Annotated in this window: 18 protein-coding genes; 8 read left to right on the top strand and 10 right to left on the bottom strand. The window is 61.0% G+C overall.

The genetic code is table 11. The annotated features are described in order from the left end of the window. Positions 1–50: 50 nt before the first annotated feature. From C8264_RS13120 to ppk2, 3 genes are all read right to left on the bottom strand, one after another. On the bottom strand, positions 51–1,595 hold the full coding sequence (locus C8264_RS13120) for an amino acid permease (RefSeq protein WP_108461442.1): 1,545 nt from the start codon (positions 1,593–1,595) through the stop codon (positions 51–53). Between the two features lie 134 nt (positions 1,596–1,729). Further along, complete coding sequence (locus C8264_RS13125) at positions 1,730–2,476, bottom strand: N-formylglutamate amidohydrolase (RefSeq protein ID WP_162783628.1); 747 nt, start codon at positions 2,474–2,476, stop codon at positions 1,730–1,732. Between the two features lie 119 nt (positions 2,477–2,595). Next, a complete protein-coding gene (gene ppk2 / locus C8264_RS13130) occupies positions 2,596–3,453 on the bottom strand; it encodes a polyphosphate kinase 2 (RefSeq protein WP_245893166.1) in 858 nt (285 codons plus the stop codon). Positions 3,454–3,582: 129 nt separating this feature from the next. Here ppk2 and C8264_RS13135 point away from each other — a divergent pair, with 129 nt between their 5' ends. Next, positions 3,583–4,839: a sensor histidine kinase gene (locus tag C8264_RS13135; protein ID WP_162783629.1), complete on the top strand. Its 1,257-nt coding sequence runs from the start codon at positions 3,583–3,585 to the stop codon at positions 4,837–4,839. 375 nt (positions 4,840–5,214) lie between these two features. On the opposite strand, the gene C8264_RS13140 is transcribed toward C8264_RS13135, so the two are convergent. Further along, positions 5,215–5,799 (bottom strand): GcrA family cell cycle regulator, encoded by a 585-nt coding sequence (locus C8264_RS13140; protein ID WP_108461445.1) that lies wholly within the window; start codon positions 5,797–5,799, stop codon positions 5,215–5,217. Positions 5,800–6,153: 354 nt separating this feature from the next. Here C8264_RS13140 and C8264_RS13145 point away from each other — a divergent pair, with 354 nt between their 5' ends. The 4 genes from C8264_RS13145 (at position 6,154) to C8264_RS13160 (ending at position 11,938) form a co-directional block, all read left to right on the top strand. Beyond that, positions 6,154–7,353, top strand: a complete 1,200-nt coding sequence (locus C8264_RS13145) for an aspartate aminotransferase family protein (protein ID WP_108461446.1) — start codon at positions 6,154–6,156, stop codon at positions 7,351–7,353. Between the two features lie 113 nt (positions 7,354–7,466). Beyond that, positions 7,467–8,399 (top strand): ornithine carbamoyltransferase, encoded by a 933-nt coding sequence (gene argF / locus C8264_RS13150; RefSeq protein ID WP_108461447.1) that lies wholly within the window; start codon positions 7,467–7,469, stop codon positions 8,397–8,399. 198 nt (positions 8,400–8,597) lie between these two features. Further along, positions 8,598–9,599: an Hsp33 family molecular chaperone gene (locus tag C8264_RS13155; RefSeq protein WP_108461549.1), complete on the top strand. Its 1,002-nt coding sequence runs from the start codon at positions 8,598–8,600 to the stop codon at positions 9,597–9,599. Between the two features lie 482 nt (positions 9,600–10,081). After that, on the top strand, positions 10,082–11,938 hold the full coding sequence (locus tag C8264_RS13160; protein ID WP_108461448.1) for a glycosyltransferase family 2 protein: 1,857 nt from the start codon (positions 10,082–10,084) through the stop codon (positions 11,936–11,938). Between the two features lie 4 nt (positions 11,939–11,942). On the opposite strand, the gene C8264_RS13165 is transcribed toward C8264_RS13160, so the two are convergent. Continuing rightward, positions 11,943–14,012: an ATP-dependent helicase gene (locus tag C8264_RS13165; protein ID WP_108461449.1), complete on the bottom strand. Its 2,070-nt coding sequence runs from the start codon at positions 14,010–14,012 to the stop codon at positions 11,943–11,945. 181 nt (positions 14,013–14,193) lie between these two features. On the opposite strand from C8264_RS13165, the gene C8264_RS13170 reads away from it, so the two are divergent. Next, complete coding sequence (locus C8264_RS13170; RefSeq protein WP_108461450.1) at positions 14,194–15,816, top strand: ABC-F family ATP-binding cassette domain-containing protein; 1,623 nt, start codon at positions 14,194–14,196, stop codon at positions 15,814–15,816. A 27-nt stretch (positions 15,817–15,843) separates the two neighbouring features. Here the strand turns inward: C8264_RS13170 and C8264_RS13175 are convergent, their stop codons facing one another. The 5 genes from C8264_RS13175 to C8264_RS13195 all read right to left on the bottom strand — a co-directional run bounded on the left by C8264_RS13175 (position 15,844) and on the right by C8264_RS13195 (position 19,498). Continuing rightward, the gene (locus tag C8264_RS13175) at positions 15,844–16,881 is read right to left on the bottom strand and encodes a sensor histidine kinase (protein ID WP_108461451.1); all 1,038 of its coding nucleotides are present in this window, start codon (positions 16,879–16,881) and stop codon (positions 15,844–15,846) included. A gap of 3 nt (positions 16,882–16,884) precedes the next feature. After that, on the bottom strand, positions 16,885–17,331 hold the full coding sequence (locus tag C8264_RS13180) for a response regulator (RefSeq protein WP_108461452.1): 447 nt from the start codon (positions 17,329–17,331) through the stop codon (positions 16,885–16,887). Beyond that, positions 17,328–18,821 carry a sensor histidine kinase gene (locus C8264_RS13185; protein WP_108461453.1) on the bottom strand — a complete coding sequence of 498 codons (1,494 nt, stop codon included), beginning with the start codon at positions 18,819–18,821 and terminating at the stop codon, positions 17,328–17,330. The genes C8264_RS13180 and C8264_RS13185 overlap by 4 nt, the downstream gene beginning before the upstream one ends. Positions 18,822–19,022: 201 nt before the next feature. Continuing rightward, positions 19,023–19,181, bottom strand: a complete 159-nt coding sequence (locus C8264_RS22180) for a hypothetical protein (protein WP_162783630.1) — start codon at positions 19,179–19,181, stop codon at positions 19,023–19,025. Between the two features lie 110 nt (positions 19,182–19,291). After that, a complete protein-coding gene (locus tag C8264_RS13195) occupies positions 19,292–19,498 on the bottom strand; it encodes a hypothetical protein (RefSeq protein WP_108461455.1) in 207 nt (68 codons plus the stop codon). A gap of 155 nt (positions 19,499–19,653) precedes the next feature. On the opposite strand from C8264_RS13195, the gene C8264_RS13200 reads away from it, so the two are divergent. Both C8264_RS13200 and C8264_RS22185 read left to right on the top strand, forming a co-directional pair. Beyond that, a complete protein-coding gene (locus tag C8264_RS13200; protein ID WP_108461456.1) occupies positions 19,654–19,950 on the top strand; it encodes a PRC-barrel domain-containing protein in 297 nt (98 codons plus the stop codon). Between the two features lie 43 nt (positions 19,951–19,993). Further along, positions 19,994–20,146, top strand: a complete 153-nt coding sequence (locus tag C8264_RS22185; RefSeq protein WP_162783631.1) for a hypothetical protein — start codon at positions 19,994–19,996, stop codon at positions 20,144–20,146. Positions 20,147–20,153 lie beyond the last annotated feature (7 nt).

Here is a 20,153-nt window from a genome sequence, read left to right on the forward strand (position 1 = left end):
CAGCCGCGATGTCATCCCGACCCTTGAGCCGGGATGACACTGTGAGTGGATTAGGCCTTGGGTGCCACCGCAGCGGCTACTGCGGCTTCCCCGCTATGCTCCAGCGCAAACTCTTCTTCCGGCGACAGAATGAGTTTGTGGCGCCCGATCAGCCCAAAATAAACAATCCCCACCGCGCACCAGAGCACGACCCAGATCACGCCCTTGAAGAAGTTCGGGTCCTGCAGCTGGTAGAACAGCGTAATCGCCGCGATGCTGATAGTCAGCACCGCACCCGGAATACCCACCGGCGAGCGGAACGGCCGCTCGATATTGGGCTGGTTGCGGCGCAGGATGATGAAGCTCAGCGCCTGCATGATATAGCTCAGCATGGCGCCAAACACGGCCATGTTGAGCAGCACCGAACCGATAATGTCATCACCCAACTGGGTTTCGCCGGGACCCCCGCCACCATTGACGAACCAGATGGTGAGCATCACCACGAGGCCCAGCGTCGCACCCGCAAACATGGCGATATGCGGGGTCTTGTACTTTTCATGCGTGATCGACAGTGCCGAGGGAAAATAACCCGCCCGGCTTAGCGAGTAGACCTGCCGGCCCTGCGCATAAAGGATGGTGTGGAACGAGGCGACCAACCCGATCAACGCCACCACGCCAAAGATTGGCGCCGCCGCATCGCCATAGATGGCGCGAATGCCATCAAGCGCCGGCTCCAGTGATGAGCCGAGCGAGAAGCTGCCAACGCCGGGAATGGACGGGTTGAGCAGCACGATCATGAACGCCGAAAGCAGCAGTGTGCAGAACCCGAGCAGGATACCGCGCGGCAGGTCACGGCGCGGATCGACGGATTCCTCGGCCGCCAGCGGCACCTGTTCGATGGCGAGGAACAGCCACACCGCAAAGGGCAGGGTAGCAAGCACGCCTTGCCAGCCAAAGGGGAACCAGGAGCCATTGCCCTCCGGCAGTTCCACCGCCGCCCCGTCCGGCCCGACCCCGATGTTCAGCGCCCAGCGCCCAAAATCGATATTGGGGAAGGCACTGAACCAGAAGAACGCCAGCCCTGCCAGCGAGATCAGGGTAACGACCAGCGTCACCTTGTAGCTCAGCGCCACGCCGAAGATGTTGAGAGACAGGAAAATCGCAAAGAACACCACCCACAGCGCCGGGTACCAGGCGGTATCGAGCCCCGTGATCGAGCCGAAATACCCGGAGATGAACGTACAGATAACCGCCGGGGTCAGCACATATTCGACGTTTTCGAACAGCCCGGTGATGAAGCCGCCCCATGGACCCATGGAGGTACGGGCAAAGCTATAGGCGGCGCCGGTATGGGGCAGGGCCGGGCTCATCTCGGCGATGGAAGAAACAAGCCCCAGATACATGATGGCAATAATACCGGCCGCAACAACCATGCCGCCCCAGCCACCGGTCATGAACCCGAAGTTCCAGCCGGAGAAATGGCCGGAAATCACCGCGCCCACGCCCAGCGCCCAGAGCGACCAGATACCCGCGTAGCGCTCCAGCCCACGTTTTGCGAAATAGTCCTTTTCGCGCGTCGCGTAGGCGACACTGCCGACCTGTCTCGTCTCAGCCATAGTCACGTCCCCCTGATGATGCCCAAGTGAAGTCCAGAGGGCTTCCGGGGAAAAGTGCCTTCACTTTCCCGGTTCGGAAGCGCGACCAGACAAAGACACTAAACACTCCATCATTCGGAGAATGGCGGAATGCCTTAGACTGCCAATGCCCCTTTATGCGCTACTCGCGCCGTCTGCAGGCAATGGGCCAGCCGGTTCGACCACATGGCCACCCCGGCGGGTTCGAGAATTTCGTCGTGACGGATTTCGATCATCGTTGCATCCAGGCCCCGTCCATCGCCGTGCTTTTCCAGCGTCAGCGTCACGCCATTGAGCGCGGCATAGGGCTCGTTCCAACCGACATTGAGATCGGGATCATCGGTCTTGAGCGCGTCGTAGAGGGCCCTGGTGTAGCGCTGGTCGAGGCCATGGATCAGCCCGATCGGCCAAGGCCGCGGCACACCATGATAAACCGGCGTGAACGAGTGCATGCAGACCAGAATAGTTTCCATGCCTGCATGGCGCCGCGCCTCCAGCAGGGTCTCGATGGAGGCATGATAGGGGCGGTGATAGTGATTGATGCGGAACGTGCGCTCGTCCAGATGCACGTTCTCGTTCGCGGCAATCCGGGTCGCTTCCGACATCGTCCAGATCAAGTCCGGCGCGTCGAGGTCACGGTTGCAATCGATGATGAGCCGGGAAACGGTTGACTGCACCAAGGGCGCATCGAGCTTTTCTGACAGGGCGCGGCTGACCGCAAGCGCGCCAGGGTCCCAGGCGATATGGCTGACTCGCTCGATTTGCGAGAGACCCAGGCTGCCATACTTTGAAGGGATGCGATTGGACGCGTGATCGCAGACAAGCACAAACGGCGACGATCCTCGCGCGTTTGAAACCAGCACAGATTTCTGCCCGCTAGAATCCAACTTGCCCCGGCTTATCGATCGATTGCTGATGAACCTCAGTAGGTCGAAAAATGACAAAACTGTCAATGGCTTGCCAAAAGCTCATGCCGGCCCGATCAGTCCATCTTGTGCAACTGCAGGAAATCCTCGGCCTTGAGCGTGATATTGGGATCGATCTCCCCAATGGCGGCTTTATCCTGCCCGGCGAACGGCAGATGATGCAGCACGTGCTGGATAACGTTGATGCGGCCGCGCCGCTTGTCGTTGGCGCGGATCACCGTCCAGGGCGCATGCGTGCTGTCGGTGCGGCGGAGCATTTCATCGCGCGCGGTTGAATAGGCGTTCCACTTGCTCAGTGCCTCGAGGTCGATCGGGGACAGCTTCCAGACCTTGAGCGGATCGTGACGTCGGTCATGGAAGCGTTTCAGCTGCATTTCCCGCCCAATTGAGAGCCAAAACTTGAAAAAGTGGATGCCATCCCGCGTGATCCGCTTCTCGAACTCGGGTGCTTCCTCCAGAAAATGCTCGACCTGTTCCGAAGTGGCAAAGTCCATCACGCGCTCGACGCCCGCCCGATTGTACCAGGAACGATCAAACAGAACTGTCTCGCCGGCGGCTGGCATCCAGTCGACATAGCGCTGGAAATACCATTGTGAGGATTCCCGGCTGTTGGGTTTGGGCAGGGCCGCTATGATGTTGTAGCGCGGGTTGAGATTTTCCAAATAGGTCTTGATGGTGCCGCCCTTGCCGGCGGCGTCGCGCCCTTCAAAGACAATCATCACCCGCTCGCCGCTGGCCGCCAGATGGGCCTGCAGCAGTACCAGCTGCTTTTGCAACTCATACATCTGCGCTTCATATATCGCCTTATCCAGCTTATCCTCATAAGGATAGCCGCCCGACTGCATGGCGCGTTTCTTGATCGATTTGGGTAGTTCGGGATTGTCGATGTCGAAGCTGTCGAACGGGTCAGTCACTGGTGTCGCTCCATTGTCATGTCCAGCGTGCTATAGTCAGTCACTTGAGCGCAAGGGCCGAATGAACGCCCTGAAATATAAAGCCCAATGGACCAGCCCGACTCCCACCAGCCCACTTCGCAGCAGCCAATGTCCGTGTTGAACGTCGCGTTCTCGCGTATCGTTACGCAGGCGCCGCTTCTGGCCGGCACCTTCGGTGTGTTTGTGACGCTGGTGCTGTTCGGAGCGCTCAGCCCCGTAGGCGGAATAGTCGGTTTCCTGGCTGTATTTGCGGCGGTCGCGGTGCTGCCGACGAGCGTCGTGACTGTAACCCGCACCGCCGACATGCCGCCTCCGCCGCCCACCCTTCCGACAACAAATGTAGGCATTTTCATCGACGCGTTGACTGATCCATGTCTGGTGCTGGATCGGCGCAGCGTTGTATTGCATGCCAACGAGGCTGCACGACGCCAGTTTCCCGCCATCGGCAATGGCAATCCGCTGACGTTTTCCATGCGCAACCCGGAACTGGTCCAGGCGATCGAGGGTGCCAATCGCACCGGAACCAGCCGTAGCGTGGAACTGCACGAGACGGTGCCCTCCGAAACCTGGGAAAAGGTGGTGGTCTCGCCGCTGCGCTGTCCCGGCGTCGACTGGTTCGAAGACGAGGGGCGCCAGTTGATCGTCACCTTCCAGAGCCTGACCGAGCTCAAGCGGGCCGATGCCTTGCGCAGCGACTTTATCGCTAATGCTAGTCACGAACTGCGCACGCCGCTCGCCTCGCTCCTCGGCTTCATCGATACGCTGCTTGGCCCCGCTGCCAAGGACACCGCGGCGCGCGAAAAATTTCTCGGCATCATGCGCGGGCAGGCCGAACGCATGAGCAAGCTGATCGATGATATGCTCAGCCTCTCGCGCATCGAAATGCACCAGCATGTTCGCCCCACCGGTTCCATCGACCTCGCCGGCCTGCTGCGCGAAGTGCGCGAGGGACTAATGATGCAGGCTCGCGCGGCAGAGATCGAAATTCGGCTGTCGCTGTTTGAAGGACCGACCACCACGACCGGTGATCGCGGGCAGCTCTATGAAGTCTTCGAGAACCTGCTGGAAAATGCTATCAAATACGGTGCGGACGGCAAGTTCGTGGAACTGAGCCTGGCGCCATCAAGCCGTCCGGGTTTTGTCCACCAGATCACCGTAATCGACCACGGCCACGGCGTTGAACCCGAACATGTGCCGCGTTTGACGGAACGCTTTTATCGCATCGATGCGGACACCAGCCGCAAGAAGAAGGGGACGGGGCTAGGGCTCGCCATCGTCAAGCACATCGTCAACCGCCACCGTGGCCAGATGAGTATCAAGAGCAGCCCCGGCGAAGGCATGCGGGTCGACGTGTTTTTGCCGTAGGCATTCTGCACATGCAGTTCGCTCAGAAGCTGAGGCAGCTAAAGCATGTCGCAGAGGATAGGATTCATCCAGTAGACCTCATCCTGAGCCTGTCGAAGGACGAGGTCTTGGCACCCAAGCCTCCACTCGCTCGACCCCGGGTCAAGCCCGGGGCAGGCTCTCGTGGTTCGACGAGCTCGCCATGAGGTCTGGCTGGCACTTTCACCTGACACCGCTCTAGCGGTAGTACTGCCTCTTCAGGATGATCTCGGCTCAAGAGCCTGCCCTTGCGCGCAACGCGACCCGAGGGCCGGGATGACAGCACGGATGAAATGACCCAGGCAAAAATAAAAAGGGCGCCACTGGCGCCCTTGATTTTGCTCTACGCAACCACACTCAGCGGCGCTTTTTGTCCACCTGATGGTAGGCGCGACGCGAGTGGAAATCGCAATAGGGGCCGGTCTCGAGGCTATGCTGGCCGCAGAAGTAAAAATCCTTCGACAGCGGATCGCCGATCGGCCATTTGCAGGTGCTTTCGCTCAACTGCAACAGGCTAAGGCGCTTGTCCTCGGGGATGAAGATCTCGGCCGCCATCGGGGCGACGTAGAGTTCCGATTCCATTTCCGGGTTGTGCGCCAGCGCGGTCGCACCCACCGATTGCGGTCGCGCCATTGCGGGACGCATCTTGGCTGCAGCAGCGGAGGCGCTGCCGCCACCCATGTTGGAAATGCCGGCCGAGGGACCTGCTGGACGGCGCGGTGCAGGCCGAGGCGCTGCCGGACGAGCACGTGGTGCTGTGTTGGTTGGCTTGGCACGAGCCGAAAGCTTGAGCCGGTGAACCTTGCCGATCACCGCATTGCGCGTTACGCCCTGTCCCAGTTCGCCCGCAATCTGGCTGGCGCTGAGGCCCTCCATCCAGAGCTTCTTCAAGGTCTCGACGCGCTCGTCAGTCCAGCCCGTCGATTGTGCTCCTGAATCCATCGTCAAAACAGAATCCTTTATTGTGCTGCCAAATGGCCATGGCAGCCATAACGCTAGGCGTCGTATGTCAGGTGGGTCCGCCACACGAGATATCGTGTTCCCAATGACCAGCAGTTTACGACAGCCAAGGAATCGGGATCAAGAGTCGGTCTCGACTTTCCCCGCTTATTCATTGGTTAAAATTTCGCTAACGAACTTTGAGTCAAATCAGGGACTTGCGCTCATATGATTGACTTGCTGCGCGAATTCGGCCTAACTCCATCCCTGAAAACGCGCTGCGCAATAGCGCGTTTTTGCCATTTGTGGCGCGATTGCCACGCTGGTCTGAACCCTCGATATTGGTAAGGAAATCCCATGTCCGCGCTCTACGGCACATACGCCCGGTCTGAACTCGCTTTCGAGCGGGGGCAGGGTATGCGCCTGTATGACCAGCATGGCCGAGAGTATCTCGATTTCCATTCCGGCATTGCGGTGAACGCGCTGGGCCATGGCGACGAACATATCACATCGGCGCTGAAATCAGCCGCCGAAAAGGTCTGGCATACGTCCAACGTGTTCACCATTCCCGAGCAGGAGCGGCTGGGGCAACGCCTCGTCGATGCGACCTTCGCGGACTCGGTGTTCTTCACCAATTCAGGTGCCGAGGCACTCGAATGCGCCATCAAGACGGCGCGGCACTATTTCTGGGCCAAGGGCGAGAAGGATCGCTACGAGATCATCGCCTTCACCGGCTCTTTCCACGGCCGCACCATGGGCACCATCGCGGCCGGTGGGAACCCCGGGTACCTCGAAGGCTTTGGTCCGCCGATGCCGGGCTTCAAGCACACTGCGCCAGGCAATCTCGACGCTGTCCGCTCGCTGATCACCCCGCAAACCTGCGCGATCCTGATCGAAACCGTGCAGGGCGAGGGCGGCGTAACGGCAATGACCCCCGAATTCATGCAAGGGTTGCGCGCGCTGTGCGATGAGCATGGCATGCTGCTGATCCTTGACGAAGTGCAATGTGGCTATGGCCGGACCGGCCGGTTCTTTGCCTTTGAATGGTCAGGCATCACGCCCGATATCGTGGCCGTGGCCAAGGCCATCGGCGGCGGCTTCCCGCTGGGTGCGTGCCTTGCCAAGGGCGATGTGGCTGCATCCATGGTGCCCGGCACGCACGGCTCGACCTATGGCGGTAACCCGCTGGCGAGTGCTGTCGGCAACGCCGTACTCGACCGCATCCTCGCGCCCGGCTTCATCGACCACGTCAACCAGATGGGCCAGAAGCTTGCCTGGCATCTGCAGCAACTGGCTCAGAAATATCCTGACTACGTGCTTGAACTGCGCGGCAAGGGCCTGCTGGCTGGCATCAAGATCACCCCGCCAGTGCGCGATTTCGTGGCACGGCTGCGTGACGACCATCAGTTTCTCGCCATCGGGGCAGGTGACAATGTGCTGCGCCTGATCCCGCCGCTGATCGTCACCGAAGCCGATATCGAGGAAGCGATGGACAAGCTTTCGGCGGCCTTCGACGCCATCGAAGCGGAAACAGCCACCGTCGCAGCGGCCGGCTGATGGCTCTCACCTTCTATCATTTTGGGCGCCGGCGACGCGGTTTGTTTCCTCCTCCCTGAGGGGGAGGCCTAGCGACCCATCATATTCAAAGCGTCATAAAAGGAACCCGGCCCATGACTTCGACCGGCACCCCACGGCATTTTCTCAATCTCGACGATTTCGATTATTCTGAACTGCGCGGCATGCTCAACGCTGCCTCATCGCTCAAGCAGCGCCTCAAGGAGGGCGACCGCCCCCGGCTCCTGGCCGACAAGGTGCTCGCCATGATCTTCGAGCGGCAGTCCACCCGCACCCGCGTATCGTTCGACGTTGGCATGCGCCAGCTCGGCGGCGAAACCATCATGCTCTCCGGTCAGGAAATGCAGTTGGCCCGCGAGGAAACTCTCCTCGATACCGGCCGGGTTATGAGCCGCTATGTCGATGCCATCATGATCCGCATTCTCAGCCACGCCGACCTTGTGGAGCTATCCGAGGGCTCCACCGTGCCGGTAATCAATGGCCTGACGCGCCGTGCCCATCCCTGCCAGGTCATGGCGGACCTCATGACCTTTGAAGAGCATCGCGGCAACATCAAGGGCGCCAAGGTCGCCTGGGTTGGCGACAGCAACAATGTGCTTCATTCCTGGGTCAATGCGGCCGAGTTGTTCGAGTGCGAATTGACCGTTGCGGTGCCCGATGAATATTGGCCCGAGAAGGACCTTATGGAAGACATCCGCAAGGCCGGTAAATGGGTCAAGCTGATCGAGGATCCGCGCGAAGCCGTGGAGAACGCCGATCTGGTCATTGCCGACACCTGGGTGTCCATGGGGGACGTGGATGCAGCCGAGCGCCGGCGGGTCTTGAAACCCTATCAGGTCAATACCACTTTGATGGACTTGGCGGACAAGGACGCCCTTTTCATGCACTGCCTGCCCGCCCATCGCGGCGACGAGGTGACCGACGAAGTGATCGATGGTCCCCGCTCGGTAGTGTTCGACGAGGCCGAAAACCGCCTGCATGCCCAAAAAGCCATACTGTGCTGGGCCTTCGGGGTCGACGTTAACTAGCGGATTTACCCGCTGCCACTGATGTTGCAACACCCACAATGTCATCCCCGCGCAAGCGGGGACCTCCGTTTGATTTGAACGGAACAGAGGTTCTCGCTTGCGCGGGAATGACGCGGTGGGTGTTACGTGATTTTGTGGTGCGTTTCGCCTTGAGGGGTTAGCCTCAAGAAAGCCGAGAGAATGACGACGGATACGACCATGACCGAGAACCTGATGAGCTCCCTCGGGCTCGACCGCCCGGAGAGCGGCGACGATGCCGTCGTTCCCTTTACCCTGGATAAGCTCGACACCCGCGGTCGCAGCGTGCGCCTGGGCGATGCGCTCGACACCATCCTGTCACGCCACAACTATCCCGCGCCGGTCGCTCGCCTGCTGGGCGAAGCTGTGGTTCTGGCCGCGCTGATCGGCTCGTCCCTCAAGTTCGAGGGCCGCTTCATCATGCAGACCCAGACCGATGGCCCGGTAAATCTGCTGGTGGTGGATTTCGACGCCCCCGATGGCCTGCGCGGCTATGCCCGCTTTGACCATGATGCCCTGGTCAAGGCCGCCGAGGAAGGCAAGACCCGCCCGGGCGAACTGCTGGGCAAGGGTCATCTGGCCATGACCATCGACCAGGGTCCCAACACCGAACGCTACCAGGGCATTGTTGCGCTGGAAGGCGATTCGCTTGAGGAAGTGGCGCATACCTATTTCATGCAGTCCGAGCAGATCCCGACCCAGGTGCGCCTGGCTGTCGCCGAGTTCACCAGGAAGGGCGATCATCGCCCCCATTGGCGTGCCGGTGGCGTGCTGATCCAGCATCTGCCCGAACACGGCATGTCGCACATGGCGGACCTGCCGGGCGACGGCAATTTCGACAACCCCGAAACGGCTGACCCGCATTTCTCCGAAGCCGACGGCTGGACCGAAGCCAAGACCCTGCTGGCGACGCTGGACGATCTGGAACTGGCCGATCCCGACCTGACCTCGGAGCGCCTGCTGTTCCGGCTCTACCACGAAACCGGCGTGCGCGTGTTCACGCCCCTGCCAATGGTGGAACGCTGCATGTGTTCGGCGGACCGCATCGAGGACCTGCTGGCCACCAGTTTCACCGCCGAAGATCGCCAGGAAATGGCAGTCGACGGGGAAATCGAAGTGGTGTGCGAATTCTGTTCGACCGCTTACCGCTTTAATCCGCACCAGTTCGACGCGAGCAACTAGAGCCGCTGTTCCAGTCTTGAAAGCCGCCCTCAAGGGGCGGCTTTTTGCCGTTCTGGGTTAACCATAGTAAATCAAACGCTTGCACAATGATGAGAATTTAGTCAGTATTTATTCGTAAGTATCCAGGCGGGGGCTTCTGGATGCCGAGTCTTCGTGTAGGCGCATGTAATGAGTTTCTGGCGTGCGTCTGGCGCGAAGATAACGGCCGCGGCAGTTCGATCTGCTGGCTATTCCGTTCCCTGCTGTTTTTCATCATCACAAACTTGCTGCAGGCAACTTTCTTCGGAAGGTCGTGGGAGCATTCCTGCGTCGCACCTTCGCATGGGGCCGATAGGACGCATGACGACCTATCGACGCGATGGGCGGCGGCATCTTCCGACGTCTGCAGCCTTTTCTTCACGGGCCAAACTGGCCCAGCGCAGCACAGCTGAGGCACGCCATCCGAGCATCTCGGGTGCTGGCTTGCGGCGCCGGCCTTAGACGTGTCGGACGCAAGCGCGCTCATTCAGGCCGTTGTGGCGGAATACTGCCCCGATGCAGCAAGCGCCACGCGGCTGCTGGATACGGCACTCGAGCTGGAAGTAGATCCGCTCGGCTATTGCGCGGCACGCCTGCAGATGGGCGAGGCGCAGGTGATGGAGCGGGCAGCCGAATGGGCAGGGCTGGATTTCGCACAAATTATCCCGGCAGCTTTCGAGCGTGCGATATCGCCCGATCGGCTGGAGGCCATTGCCAGCACCAAGCTCGTCAGTGTTGAAACTGCTGAGCGGCGCTGGATCTATACCGCGCCGGAATTCCTTGACGTGCTCCGGCTAAAAGACCAGAAATTCCAGTCAGGATCGCGCCCGATCCTGGTCACGAAGGCGACCCTGCAGGATTATCTGGCGCGCTGCTCGAGCATGGCCCTGACCCATTCCGCCCGGCAGACGCTGACCCGTAAATGGCCCTTTGCCACCGCTCAGCTCACGCTCACCAAGCAAGCGCGCTACGGCTTTATCGCCCTGCTGGTCTTGCTGCTGTCGCTGGTGCTGGCGGCGCCCTACCTGGCGCAAGGCTGGCTGCTGCCGCTCGCCATTTGCGTTCTGATCGGGCCTTCGCTGATCCGTCTTGCGGCCTTGCGTACACCGCTGAAGCGCCAACGCCGTCCCCGCCGACCGCCCGATGCGGAACTGCCCATCTATTCGGTGCTGATCCCTCTGCGGGACGAGCAGGCCATGGTGCCGCAATTGTTTGCCGCCATGGCACGCATCGACTATCCACCAGAGCGGCTCGATATCAAGTTCGTCGTTGAAACCCGCTCCCCCGGCACGATTGCGGCGGTCGAGGAGCGGCTTGGTGACGCCCGCTTCTCCATCGTGCGGGTCGTCGACGCCAAGCCCTATACCAAGCCCAAGGCGATCAACTATGCGCTGCCTCTGTGCCGTGGCGAGTTCGTCGTCGTCTTCGATGCCGAGGACATTCCCGATCCCGACCAGCTCTGGAAAGCCGCGTTGCGGTTCCAGCAAGAGCCCGAAATGGCATGCCTGCAGGCGCGCCTCGTGATCGCCAACGGCCACACCAATTGGTTGGCGGCGCTATTTGCAGGCGAATATGCCGGCCTCTTCGGCGTGCTGTTGCCGGCGCTGGCAAATTGGCAATTGCCCATGCCTCTGGGCGGTACCTCCAACCATTTCCGTATCTCCGCGCTGCGCCGGATTGGTGGCTGGGACGCCTACAACGTCACCGAAGACGCCGATATCGGCATGCGCCTGGCTCGGCTGCGCATGGACGTCGATACGCTGGATTCCCGCACCCGCGAAGCTGCACCAACGCGCCTGCGCCCTTGGCTGGGCCAGCGGACACGCTGGATGAAGGGCTGGATGCAGACCTTTATCGTCCACAATCTGCGCCCGCGCACGCTGGTTCGCGAGATGGGATGGCGGGCGGCGCTTGGCTTCGAAGTGCTGGTGCTAGGCCTCATCACCTCGCCCATCCTTTTCCTGGGGTTTATCGTCGTCACCGCGTTTGAAGCTCTTCGCGGCCTGCCGCCCTGGACGGATTGGGTCGGCTGGGCTGCCCTATATGGCGGGTTCCTGGCGCTGGGGCTCGGCAGCGCCTTCGCCGTCACTATCCTTGGCCTGCGCCGCGCCAATCGGCCCGATCTCGTCTGGGTGCAACTGCTATTGCCGGTTTATTGGGCGCTGATCGGCATCGCCACCATCCGCGCTGCGGTGGAACTGGCCCGACAGCCCTTCCACTGGTTCAAGTCGCCGCATAGTCCGTATGAATTGCCGCCCGAGCCCGCCAAACAAGCGGCAACGCTGTGGCAAAAGCAACTGGGCGAAGAGCCGGCGGAATAGCGGGCTACTTGCTCCACATGCCGCGCATCTGCGCTGTGATGTCCATGCGTGCCGGGGCAGGGGAGAGCCCTTCGATATAGGCGGGCTTGACCGGTGGCCACAGGATGTCTTCGAACAGCGGCACCATGGTGCGTGGAATGAAGCGCGAGCGCTGCGCATAAAGATGCCGGTCCCCATGTCGTGACTGTTGTGTCACAAAGAAGCGCTGCGGCACGATGAGGTTCAGCTCGTCACGCGCCCGCGTCATCGCCACATAAAGCAGGCGCCGTTCCTCATCGAGCTCATGGGCGGTGCCGGTGCCCAGATCGGACGGCATGCAGCCATCCACCACGTTGAGGACATGGACCGCCTTCCACTCCTGCCCCTTGGCGGAGTGAACGGTCGAAAGAACCAGATAATCCTCGTCCAGCAGCGGCACGCCGGACTGGTCGGACGTCGCATCGGGCGGATCAAGCGTCAACTCCGTCAGGAACCGTTCGCGGCTCGGATAGCCTGCAGCGATCTGCTCCAACTGCAGAATATCGGCCTGCCGCACCATGGCATCCTCATAGGCATGCTCCATCAGCGGTTCATACCAGAGACGGGCATAGCCCAGTTCCGAGGGCCAGCCTGCGTCACGCCGGGCGAGCTTGCCAACCAGTTCCACAAGCCCAGCCCAGCCATCGCCAACGCGCGGCGGCGTCGGAACCTCGCTCAGCGCCCAAACCGGATCAGGCCCGGTGGCCACGGCGTCAAGCACCTTGCCGGCAGAAGCGGGGCCAATGCCGGGCAGCAATTGCAGCACGCGGAACCCCGCCACCCGGTCTCGCGGGTTTTCCACCCAGCGCAGAATGGCGAGCAAATCCTTGATGTGGGCAGCATCGAGGAATTTGAGCCCCCCAAACTTGACGAACGGAATGTTGCGCCGCGTCAGCTCGATCTCGAGCGGCCCCGAATGGCTGGAGGTTCGGAACAACACGGCCTGTTGCTTGAGCGGCGTGCCACCCTCTCGCGCTTCGAGCACCTTATGGATGACATAGCGCGCCTGGTCGGCCTCGTCGCGCACTGTCACCAGCAGCGGCTTGGCGTCAGATTGCCGCTCCGTCCAGAGGTTCTTGGTGAAGCGCTCGCTGGCGAGATCGATCACCGCATTGGCAGCCTCTAGGATCGGTTGGGTCGAGCGGTAATTGCGATCGAGCGTAATGATCTCTGCCGGCGGCGTAAATGCCTGCGGGAAGTCGAGGATATTACGGACCGTTGCAGCGCGAAACGAATAGATCGATTGCGCATCATCGCCCACCACCGTCAGTCCATGACCTTGTGGCTTCAGCGCCAGCAGAACCGAGGATTGAAGCTTGTTGGTGTCCTGGTACTCATCCACCAGCACATGATCGAACCGCGCGGACACATCCGCCGCCACGCCCGGGTCAGCCATCATGCCGGCCCAATAGAGCAGCAGATCATCATAATCGAGCACGTTCTGCGCCTGCTTGGCTTCCACATAGGCGGCAAAGAGCGTCCGCAATTCGCCCGGCCACATGGCGCACCAGGGGAAAGTATTCTTGAGGATGTCTTCCAGATCGCCCTGCGCGTTGACCACGCGCGAATAAATCGCAAGGCACGTTCCCTTGGTCGGAAACCGGCTCTGGGCTTCAGATAGGCCAAGTTCGTGCCGCAAGAGGTTCATCAGATCGGCCGAGTCTTCCCGGTCGTGAATGGTGAAGGCCTGATCGAGCCCGATCTGGGTGGCATGTTCGCGCAGCAATCGCGCGCCGATGCCGTGAAAGGTCCCCGCCCAATGCAGCGCATCCACGACTGCGCCCGAACTCGTGCCCATCACCTGGGCGGCGATGCGCTCGACGCGGCGGCTCATCTCGCTTGCCGCGCGGCGCGAAAAGGTCATCAGCAGGATACGGCGCGGATCGGCGCCATTGACGATAAGGTGCGCCACGCGATGAGCAAGCGTATTGGTCTTGCCCGACCCCGCCCCGGCGATCACCAGCAATGGCCCAGGTTGGCTCTGGCCCACGCCATGCTCCACGGCGCGGCGCTGCTCGGTATTGAGCTTGTCGAGATAATTGAGGCTGGCGAGCAACGAATCGGTTCCTGAGCGGTCGCGTCAGGCAACTCTATTCTGGTTTTGTTCGCAACCCGTGAAGCATCACGTTTCCGGTTCGGCATGGCTGCCGCGCCGGATGGGCCCTTGTGCGGGCAGGGCATGGATGCTTTTAGGGGCGCATCTCCTTTTCGCCCGCTCTCTCAGGTTGCCCCCTCATATGATCCGCCTTGAATCCATCGGTAAGCAAAACGGCAAGCAGATTGTCTTCATCGAAGCATCGGCCGCTTTGCAGAAGGGCGAAAAAGTCGGCCTGGTTGGCCCCAATGGGGCCGGCAAGACTACGCTCTTCCGCATGATCACTGGCGAGGAAGCTCCCGACGAAGGTCAGGTCTCCGTCGATCGCGGCGTCACCATCGGTTATTTCAGCCAGGATGTGGGCGAGATGGCTGGCCGTAGTGTGGTGGCGGAAGTCATGGATGGTGCTGGCCCGGTCAGCGAACTGATGCGGGAAATGGCCGAACTCGAAGCCGCCATGGGCGACCCCGATCGTGCAGACGAGATGGACGAGATCATCAACCGCTATGGCGAGGTGCAGGGGCGATTCGAGGAACTGGACGGCTATTCGCTCGACGGCCGCGCCCGCGAAGTGCTCGATGGCCTGGGCTTCAGCCAGACGACGATGGATGGCGATGTCGGCGCGCTCTCGGGCGGCTGGAAGATGCGCGTGGCGCTTGCTCGTATCCTGCTGATGCGGCCCGACGTGCTGTTGCTCGACGAGCCCAGCAACCATCTGGATCTTGAAAGCCTGATCTGGCTCGAAGCCTTCCTCAAGAACTATTCCGGCGCCCTGCTGATGACCTCGCACGATCGCGAGTTCATGAACCGCATCATCAACAAGATCATCGAGATCGATGCCGGCACGCTGACCAGCTATACCGGCGACTACGAATTCTATCAGCAGCAACGCGCCATTGCCGACAAGAACCAGCAGGCACAATTCGAGCGCCAGCAGGCCATGCTTGCCAAGGAACTGGACTTCATTGCCCGCTTTAAGGCGCGTGCCTCCCACGCCGCGCAGGTGCAGAGCCGGGTCAAGAAGCTCGACAAGATCGACCGCGTCGAGCCACCCAAGCGCCGTCAGGTCGTGGAATTCGAATTCCGCGCGCCGCCCCGTTCGGGCGAGGACGTCGTGGTCATGAAAAACGTGCACAAGAGCTATGGCGAGCGCACCATCTATCAGGGGCTGGATTTCCAGGTCCGTCGCCGCGAACGCTGGTGCATCATGGGCATCAATGGCGCCGGTAAGTCCACCCTGCTCAAGCTGGTGGCCGGCGAGTCAAAGCCCGATGACGGCTCCGTCGCGCGCGGCCCCAGCGTCAAGATGGGCTATTTCGCCCAGCATGCCATGGACGTCCTCGATGGTGACCGCACCGTGTTCGAGCAATTGCAGGATAGCTTCCCCCAGGCCGGGCAGGCGCCCCTGCGCGCTCTTGCCGGATGCTTCGGCTTTTCGGGCGACGAGATCGAGAAGAAATGCCGGGTGCTGTCGGGTGGCGAAAAGGCGCGGCTGGTGATGGCGATCATGCTGTTCGATCCACCGAACTTCCTGGTGCTGGACGAACCCACCAACCACCTCGATATCGCCACCAAGGAAATGCTGATTTCCGCGCTCTCGCAATACGAAGGCACGATGCTCTTCGTCAGCCACGACCGCCATTTCCTGGCCGCGCTTTCCAATCGCGTGCTGGAGCTGACGCCCCAAGGCGTGCACGCCTATGGCGGCGGCTACACCGAATATGTGCAAAGCACTGGCCAGGAAGCGCCGGGTCTGCGGAGTTAGGTAGCAGGCTTCGTCGGGCTCTGGACTTTACACCGGAAACTGCACCCCGACCTGTGTGCCCGGCAGCTTGTTGGCATAGCTCACCGTGGCGCCCAGGCTGGCGGCCATGGCCTTGACAATGCGGCTGCCCAGCCCGGTGCCCTTGGGGGCGCCAGTTCCATCCCAGCCGATGCCATCGTCCTCGACCACGAGGCTGATGCTCTGACCCTCCGCCCGGCTGAGATCGATGCGGATCTCCCCGATCTGGCCCTCTGCATAGGCGTATTTGAGCGCGTTGGTGACCAGTTCGGTAACGATCACGCCCACTGAAGCAGCCTTCTCGGTCGGGATGGCCACACTTTGCACGCTCACGATGATCCTTGTGGTCGCCTGTTTGGCCTGCATGGTCGTCTCTAGTTCGGCCGCGAGGCTTTGCAGGTAATCGCCCAGATTGACTGACCGAACATCGTCCGTGGTGTAGAGGTGCCGGTGCACCTCCGCTATGGCCTGAATGCGCGCCTGTGTCTCCGCCAGCGCGCTCTTGGCCTCCTCGTTCTTGATCGCATTTGCCTGCAAGCCGACCAGTGCCGATACCATGGCAAGGCTGTTGGCGACCCGGTGATTGACTTCGCCCAGCATCACCTCGGCCCGCTCGCGCGCTTCGCGCATCTCCTGCTCGGCCTGCGCCTTGGCACGGTTAAGCGAAAGCATTTCGACCGCATGCTCGACTGCGGTCACCAGAAGTTCGATGAAATCATCATCGACGGTTTTCAGGACATAGTCGTCGGCGCCAGCCTTGAGGGCGGCCACCGCCACCGCAGTTTCGACGCTCCCCGTGACATAGACCACGGCCGGCCGATCCGCGATGTCCTCCATCTGCGCCAGCACATGGAGGCCCGTTCCCGTGGGCAGATAGTGGTCCAGCGCCACCACGTCGATGCCGCCCTTGCCGATACGCGCCAGTCCGTCTTCGCCATTTTCCGCGTGTTCAAACAGGAAGCCGCGCCGCTCCATGCCTTTCTGCACGAGGCGTGCCAAGCCTGGATCGTCGTCGATGTAGAGCACGCGAGGGGCGCGATTGAGCATGGATTATTCGGTTTCCGGAACCTGCATGACCGAAAAGAACAGGCCGAGCTGGCGGATCGCATTAGCGAACCCGTCATAGTCAACCGGCTTGGTTATGTAGACATTGGCGCCCAGATCATAGCAGCGCTGGATTTCGCGCTGGTCATCGGTGGTGGTTAGCACCACGACAGGCGAACGGCGGGTGTGCTCGTTGCCCTTGACCTTCTCCAGAATGTCCACGCCCGTCATGTCGGGCAGGTTGAGATCGAGCAGCACCAGCAATTGCCGGCCCTTGTTGCTCTCGCCCGTGCCGTCGGGCCCCATCAGGAAGGCCAGCGCATCGGTGCCATTGGTGAAGGGGATGATCTGGTTGCTCACCCCGGCGCGGCGGATGTTCTTCTCGATGAGGCGTGCATGGCCTTCATCGTCCTCGATCATGATGATGGTAACCGGCTTGCCGTCATTACTCATGCGGTTTGTCTCCCGAGATGGCTGCGCAGATCGCGCGGCAGGGTAATGGTGAATGTCGTGCCCTCGCCCAGCTTGGAGCGCAGGGTGATGTCGCCGCCAAGGCTGCGGACCAGAGTGCGCACATGCGCAAGCCCGATGCCCTCGCCCGGCTGGCTCTGTGCGCCCGAGCGGCGGAACAGCTCGAACACGCGTTCATGGTCGCTGTCCGCAATACCGCGGCCATTGTCCTCAACCGTGATCTCCACGCGATTGCCCAAGGCCTGGCGGGCACGCAATGCGATCTCGATAGGCCGGTCGGGGTGGCGGTATTTGATGGCGTTGTCCAGCAGATTTCCCAGCACCTGTTCAAGCGATAGCTTGTCCGACACGATCTTGGGCAACTGCACGTCGAACCTGACCGTTCCATCGGTGTCGGCCACCTGATGGTGCACGGCATCGGCATTGGCTTCGATGAATTCCGGCAGGTTGATCGTTTCGGGCTTGAGCTGGCGCCTTCCCTCGCGGGAAATCTTGAGAATTGCGTTGATCAGGCCGTCCATTTTCCGGGTCGCGGCGCGAATAAAGGTGATCGCCTCCGGCAAGTCCTCGGTCGCGGCCAGCCGCGCTTCTTCAAAGGCCGGGTCGGAGGCTTCGGGCGCCTTGGCCATGTAGTCCGACAACAGACCCACGCTGGTTTCCAGCTCGCTAGTAAAGCCCATGATATTGACCAGCGGCGCGCGCAGGTCATGCGTCACGATATAAGCAAAGCGCTGGATTTCTTCATTGGCCCGGCCAAGGTCCGAGGTGCGCTCGCGTACCCGTTCCTCAAGGCTGGAGTTGGCGGTCTCCACTTCGTGGCGGGCAGAGGCGAGCTCACGGGTGTAGCTCAACACCGTCCAGGCAGACCCGCCCACTACGGCAATAATAACCACCGCGCTGATGATGGTAACCCAGCGCAGCGCGTTGGTGGCACCCCGCTGATTGTTGTTGCCGTCCGAAATGCGCCGGTCTGCGGCATCGATAATGCCATCAAATAAGGCGCGCGCTTTGTCCATCAACGCCTTGCCCTGGTCGGTCTTCAGCGTGGCCAGTGCTTCGGCACTCTGGCCGTTGCGCACCAGCTCGATCGTGCGGCTCATTTCCTCCAGCTTGCCCACGATCGCTCCTTCGACCTCCCGAACGGAGGCGACTGAATCGGGGTAGGGGGCCAGCACGATCTTGAGCTCTTCCAGAAGCTGCGGAATTTTTGGCACGGCTTCATTATAGGGCTCGAGATAGCTCTGCTCACCGGTCAGCATATACCCGCGCTGCCCGGTCTCGGCGTCTTGCATGGCATTGCGCAGATTGATGGCCGCCGTTCGTGCCGATCGTGCCTCGACGGTAATGTTGAAGTAGTTCTGGTTCTGCTCGACCAGCCAGATAGTGGTGCCCACTATAGCTAGGAGCGCAACAAAACCCACGAGCAGAAGCAGCGCTGTCGAGCGAACGAAGGCGTTGCTGGAAATTGGCAATCACGGTCCCCTATGTCGAGTGTGACATTGCCGAAATCCTGTCCATCTTCAATAGCAAAACTCTCTTTCGCAGGGTCTTCCGCAAATTTTGCCGACACCAGATGGCCGCAGTCTCCGCTGGCGGTTAACATTTGGTACGCAATGGAAAACGCCCGTTCAGCCTTGAAGCTGGGCGGGCGTTTCGAGCGGCCTGGTTTTGGCTTATAAACCCGCGGCCTGCACCTGGGTTACGAGCGGATTGAAGTCGGCGAAAGCGGAAAGGTCGATGTCCTTCGGCGTCAATATGAGGGCGCCAAGAACTACGACCGCTGCCAGCTTCGCCCGATTCCACATTTTCTGTTTCTTGCGTATGGTCAGCATGATCGCCTCCTGTGCAGGAATAATGCCCGGGGCAGTCGTGTGTTCCGCCCACGACCATAAAAATGCCACTAAACTCTTGACCGCTCCCAAAAATCAATATGCCGTACAGGCTATCGCCCAGAAGCGGACGGACGCTTGAAGATGTCTGTCAGGGCAACCAGCGCCACCAGGTGGACCCGGTCCGGCGTCACCGGGTCCCGTAGGCACCGGACATGCGAGGCGACGGTGAACCGGATGCCCAGGCGTTCCCCGGACGCTGTGAAGTGCAGGCGTTGCGCGGCCGGATCATAGCGCGATGTTGTCACCTTGAATTGCATGGATAGGAAATCCGAAGGTCATGCCGTTGTTCCCGGTATCTCAGCATTTTGCCGAGCCCCGTGTCGAGCCCATCAGGCGATCAGGCTGGCAAATGCCGGCGGAACAGAACCCGGGCTGAACGGTTATCCTGCACAGCCAAAAAAGGAGCAAGACAATGGACCATTCCAAGCACACGCGCCTTGCCACCGCCGAACTGACACCCGCAAACCTGGAAGGCGCCACCATCTACGACGCGGAGGACCACAAGATCGGCAGCGTATCGCACCTGCATGGCAGCGGCGCCGCGACACAGGTCGTGGTTGATGTGGGCGGTTTTCTGGGGATGGGCGCCAAGCCCGTTGCGGTCCCCCTGCAGCAACTCGAATTCATGCGTGACGATTCCGGCCATGTCCATGCGGTAACCAACTGGACCAAAGACCAGTTGAAGGACATGCCCGAGCATCATCACTGAGCCCGCATCGAAGCGGCGCCATCCACAATCAGAGGCCCTGACCATGTCCGCACCCGATAAAAAGCCTGCATCCGACAAACCTTCCAGCAAGCCGACCGAGGCTCAACCCGGCCAGCAGGAAGACGACAACATTGATGACATGGGCCGCCCGGTGAACGATCCTAAGGGCAAGCCGCTAGAACAACCCACCAAGTAGAATTTCT

It is taken from the genome of Devosia naphthalenivorans (assembly GCF_003056355.1).
GTDB lineage: Bacteria > Pseudomonadota > Alphaproteobacteria > Rhizobiales > Devosiaceae > Devosia > Devosia naphthalenivorans.

Coding starts and splice junctions, on each gene's coding strand:
- C8264_RS13180 (WP_108461452.1), bottom strand. CDS start 17,331: ATGAGTAATGACGGCAAGCCGGTTACCATCATCATGATCGAGGACGAT.
- C8264_RS13145 (WP_108461446.1), top strand. CDS start 6,154: ATGTCCGCGCTCTACGGCACATACGCCCGGTCTGAACTCGCTTTCGAG.
- C8264_RS22180 (WP_162783630.1), bottom strand. CDS start 19,181: ATGCTGACCATACGCAAGAAACAGAAAATGTGGAATCGGGCGAAGCTG.
- C8264_RS13155 (WP_108461549.1), top strand. CDS start 8,598: ATGACCGAGAACCTGATGAGCTCCCTCGGGCTCGACCGCCCGGAGAGC.
- C8264_RS13140 (WP_108461445.1), bottom strand. CDS start 5,799: ATGGATTCAGGAGCACAATCGACGGGCTGGACTGACGAGCGCGTCGAG.
- C8264_RS13120 (WP_108461442.1), bottom strand. CDS start 1,595: ATGGCTGAGACGAGACAGGTCGGCAGTGTCGCCTACGCGACGCGCGAA.
- argF (WP_108461447.1), top strand. CDS start 7,467: ATGACTTCGACCGGCACCCCACGGCATTTTCTCAATCTCGACGATTTC.
- C8264_RS13175 (WP_108461451.1), bottom strand. CDS start 16,881: ATGCTCAATCGCGCCCCTCGCGTGCTCTACATCGACGACGATCCAGGC.
- C8264_RS13170 (WP_108461450.1), top strand. CDS start 14,194: ATGATCCGCCTTGAATCCATCGGTAAGCAAAACGGCAAGCAGATTGTC.
- C8264_RS22185 (WP_162783631.1), top strand. CDS start 19,994: ATGTCCGCACCCGATAAAAAGCCTGCATCCGACAAACCTTCCAGCAAG.
- C8264_RS13135 (WP_162783629.1), top strand. CDS start 3,583: ATGTCCGTGTTGAACGTCGCGTTCTCGCGTATCGTTACGCAGGCGCCG.
- C8264_RS13200 (WP_108461456.1), top strand. CDS start 19,654: ATGGACCATTCCAAGCACACGCGCCTTGCCACCGCCGAACTGACACCC.
- C8264_RS13195 (WP_108461455.1), bottom strand. CDS start 19,498: ATGCAATTCAAGGTGACAACATCGCGCTATGATCCGGCCGCGCAACGC.